Origin of the sequence: Pseudorhodobacter sp. (assembly GCF_030452865.1) — a bacterium.
GTDB lineage: Bacteria > Pseudomonadota > Alphaproteobacteria > Rhodobacterales > Rhodobacteraceae > Pseudorhodobacter.
Genome location: NZ_JAKDLJ010000336.1, coordinates 1 through 4,036, shown reverse-complemented (window position 1 = coordinate 4,036; position 4,036 = coordinate 1). Strand labels below are relative to the sequence as shown.

Annotated in this window: 4 protein-coding genes; all 4 read right to left on the bottom strand. The window is 62.0% G+C overall.

Features of this window, described 5'->3' with window-relative positions; genetic code table 11:
- Nucleotides 1-19 precede the first annotated feature (19 nt).
- On the bottom strand, nucleotides 20-736 hold the full coding sequence (locus tag L0H65_RS15770) for an ATP-binding cassette domain-containing protein (protein ID WP_301460041.1): 717 nt from the start codon (nucleotides 734-736) through the stop codon (nucleotides 20-22).
- A complete protein-coding gene (locus L0H65_RS15765) occupies nucleotides 733-1,437 on the bottom strand; it encodes an ABC transporter permease (RefSeq protein WP_301460039.1) in 705 nt (234 codons plus the stop codon). Before L0H65_RS15765 ends, L0H65_RS15770 begins: the two co-directional genes overlap by 4 nt.
- Before the next feature lie 68 nt (nucleotides 1,438-1,505).
- Nucleotides 1,506-2,978, bottom strand: coding sequence for an aldo/keto reductase (locus tag L0H65_RS15760; protein ID WP_301460038.1), 1,473 nt, complete (start codon nucleotides 2,976-2,978; stop codon nucleotides 1,506-1,508).
- The coding region (locus tag L0H65_RS15755) for a branched-chain amino acid ABC transporter permease (protein ID WP_301460037.1) at nucleotides 2,975-4,036 on the bottom strand (1,062 nt) is incomplete at its 5' end. The genes L0H65_RS15755 and L0H65_RS15760, both read right to left, overlap by 4 nt.

Sequence of the window (4,036 nt, the reverse complement as noted above, 5' to 3'; positions counted from 1 at the left end):
GTGAGGGTAAACAAGCGGGTCATTCGACGATATCTCCTTTGAGGAATGAGCTGAGTTCAGCGGTCTTCGGTGCGCCGAAAAATTCGGCGGCTGCGCCGTGTTCATGGATGCGCCCCGACAGCAGGAAAAGCGCGTCACCCGCAAGGCGACGGGCCTGCCCCATGTCGTGCGTTGCCATGATGATACGGGTGCCTTGCGCGCTGGCAAGGTGCAAAAGCGACTCAATTTCGCGGGTGGACCGACCATCGAGACTGGCGCTGGGTTCATCCAGCAACAGCACCTCGGGTGCTGTGATCAAGGCGCGGGCAAGGGCGAGCTTTTGCCGCTCCCCCCCCGACAGACGCGGCGCGTGGCTTTCCAGCATGTGGTCCAGGCCGATGCGTGCCGCCCAATCCTTCGCGGCTGTGTCGGCGACTTTGCGCGAGGTTCCCGTAAGCGTCAGCGGATAGCGCAGATTGGCCAGCACCGACCGGCGCAGCATGATCGGGGTTTGGAACACATAGGCTTGCCGCCGATGCGCCTTCGCGACAGGCACCGCCCATTCAATGCGGCCATCGTCCAGCCGTTCCAACCCGTGCAAAGCACGCAAAAGCGTGGTCTTGCCCGACCCGTTCGGCCCGATGATGATGGTGATGCCGGAGCCGTCCAGCCGATGCGTGATCGGGCCAAGCAGGTTGCGCCCTTTGCGGCGCACGGTCGCATCGGTCAGCGTGACGGGAAGCAGTGTATCTGTCACCAATGCCGCCCCCGTTCGGTATGGGCCAGCGAGTGGATGGCAAGGTTGACTGCCAGCGCAATCGCGATCAGCACGAAGCCAAGCCCAAGCGCCAGCGCGAAATCACCTTTACCGGTTTCCAAGGCAATCGCAGTGGTCAGCACCCGCGTCGCGTGGTCGATATTGCCACCGACGATCATGATCGCGCCCACCTCACCAATCGCGCGGCCAAAGCCTGCCAGTGTTGCCGTCAACAGGTTGCGCCGCCCGTCCCAGATCAACGTGGTGATGCGCTGCCATTTGCTGGCGTGGAGCGAGATCAGCAGGTCGTGATATTCGGCCCACAACTCCCGCATCGACTGATGCGTGATTGACGCGACCAAAGGCAGGATGATGATGACCTGCGCAATGATCATCGCTGTTGGCGTAAACAACAGCCCCAAAACGCCAAAGGGGCCGGAGCGGGACAGGAAGACGTAGACGGTCAAGCCAACCACAACAGGCGGCAAGCCCATGAAGGCGTTGAGAACGGAAATCACAATCCGACGAAAGCGAAAGCGTTGCACCGCCAGATAGGTGCCAAGTGGCAGCGCGATTGCCGACGCGATCACCAGTGCCGAAAGCGTCACCTGAAGCGAGCGCAGGCTGATTTCCACCAGTTCCGCATCCAGCGTAAACACCAGCCGCATCGCTGCAATCATGCCGGCAATCAAGTCATTCATTGGCTCACTGCCTTGGCGTGTGTTGCGTCCCCACCGTTAAACACGGGGCTGGACGGGAAGCCAAGGGGTCAAGCGGGAATGCGCGCCTCGGCCTCGATCTCCACCCGGAAATCGCCGATCAGGGAACCGGCAAGGAAAGTCGTGTTGGCAGGTGGAAAATCGGCGAAGAAACGGCCATGCGCGCGGGACGCGGGTTCGACATCCTCCATCCCTTGCAGATACATCCGGGTGCGCAGAATATCCTGCGGCTTGCCGCCAAGGGCGCGGATGGCCGCCGTGATCTTGTCCAGAATATAGGTGGTTTGCGCAGCCGCATCGCCGGGGGCGATGATATGGTCCTGCCCGTGGGTGGCAGTGGTGCCAGACACGAGGATGCGGTCGCTGTCACGGATGGCGCGGCAATAGCCTGCAATCGGCTCCCATTTTGAGCCGGTAAACACGCGGGCGCGGTCGGGGTTGGTCGCATCTGGTGTCGCCTCATGTGCAAGCGGCATTGCATCGAGATGATGGCTCAGATCACCTGATGCCGTCAGGAACGGGGGTTGGCGGTATTCATCGCCGCAATCGCCGGGAATGGGTTGGGTTTGCGCAAAGGCATCGTCAAGCGTCGCGTGATCCTCGGCATCAAGCGCGAACTGGAACGGGCGCAGGTTGTCGGCGCGATGTACATTGCCGCCCAACCGCGCGCCGACGATGGTGGCGGCGACGTGGGGATGTTCCAGCACCCAGCGGGTTGCGACATTGGAAATCGACACGCCATGCTTGCGCGCCACCAACTCCGCCGCGCGCAGAATGGCCTGAAAGCCCCTCCAACCACCGGAGGCCTGAATGAAACGCAGGTATTTCGACCCACTCCAATCCTGCATTTCGGCAGGTTCGGGCTTGCCCAGCCAGCGCTCCGACAGAAAGCCACCGCCAAGGGTGCCGTAAGCCAGCAGCTTCATGTCATGTTTGGCGCAGATCTGCGCCAAAGGCCCGGCAGCCCGGCGGTCGATCAGCGAAAACGGCACCTGATTGGAAACGAGCGGGATGCCTTCGACCCGCGCCAGATGCAGATGTGCGGCGTCAAAATTGGTGACGCCGATTTCCCCGATCAGCCCTTCCTCCCGCAACTTCGTCATCTCCTGCAAAGCGTCGAGCCAAGCCGGATGCTCAAAGCTCCACCAGTGGAATTGCAGCAGGTCCACCCGTGCCACGCCCAGCCGCGTCAACCGCTCCTGCACACCCGCGCGCACGATATCAGCAGTCATCGGCCCCGGTGCGGGGCACCATTTGGTAAAGGCACGGGGGCCGGGTTTGCCGTGCCAACGGCGCAGCATTTCGCCGGTGATGAGTTCGGAACTGCCGTAGTGATCGGCCATGTCGAACGTATCAAAGCCGGCCTTCGCGTAACCTTCCAGCGCCTTCGCCGCCGTTGCCCGGTCCAGCTCTGTGCCGTCTTTCTCCTGATCCGCGACTTGCCAAAGCCCTGTTACAACCCGGGAGATTTCCAATCCTTGGGCAAGATGGGTGCGGTCGGGGGTTGTGACAGTATGGGTCATTTGAGAATTTCCTTCTTACGACGGGCGCTGCGTTCGGGCAAAATCCCTTGCGGGCGCCAGAGCAGGATGAGGCACAGCATCACCCCGATGATGACAATTTGCAGCGAGGCCGCACGGGCTTGCTGATCGGCGGGGAACAACTCCGCGATCGCCGCACCCGACAACGCCCAGATCGCCCAGACCAGAACCGCGCCAAGAATTGCGCCGCGATTGTTGCCGGAACCGCCGACGATCAGCATGGCCCAGACCTGAAATGTCATCATAGGCAGGAAATTTCCGGGGGCGACAAAGCCGATGAAATGGGTTTGCACCGCCCCCGCCAGCCCCATGATCGCGCCGCCAAGCGCAAAGGCTTGCAGGCGGATGCGGGTCGGGTTCTTGCCAAGCGCACGGGCGGCGATGTCATCCTCCCTTACCGCCCGCAGGGTCCGGCCCCAAGGGCTGCGCAGCAGGTGTTCGAGCAGCAGATAGACCGCCAGAACCACCGCCGCCGTCACCGCCAAATTGGACAGGTTGAAGGCGAAAGGTTGCGATTGCAGCCCGGCGAACGGGCGCGGGATGAAGGCCATCCCAAAGGCCCCGCCCGTTACCGATTCCCAATTCTGAAACACCAGTTGCAACGCCACCGCGACGCCGAAGGTGGTGATCGCCAGATAATCTGACCGCATTCGCAGCGTCAAAAACCCCACGGCAAATGCCGCCAGCCCCGCAACCCCCATCGCCGCAGCCCAGCCAACAAGGATCGGCAGACCAAAGCCACCAATCCGCGCGGCGGCATCCGGCGTCGTCAGCACGGCGGAGGTATAAGCCCCAAGGCCGACAAACCCCGCGATGCCGACATTGAACAACCCGGTTTGCCCCCATTGCACATTCAGCCCGAGTGAAATCACCGCATAGGTCAGCGCAATGGTCAGGAAGAACGCGGCATAGGCCAAAAGCTCCATCACGCCACCCCTCGCCCGAAAATCCCTTGCGGGCGCAGAAGAAGCACCAACACAAGGATGATGAACGAAACCGCCGCGCGGATTGGTGGCTTTGGTCTGCCGATCCTTGTTGGC

Bases quoted from the DNA above. Each gene is read 5' to 3' on its own strand.
- L0H65_RS15760 (WP_301460038.1), bottom strand. From the start codon at position 2,978: ATGACCCATACTGTCACAACCCCCGACCGCACCCATCTTGCCCAAGGA.
- L0H65_RS15765 (WP_301460039.1), bottom strand. From the start codon at position 1,437: ATGAATGACTTGATTGCCGGCATGATTGCAGCGATGCGGCTGGTGTTT.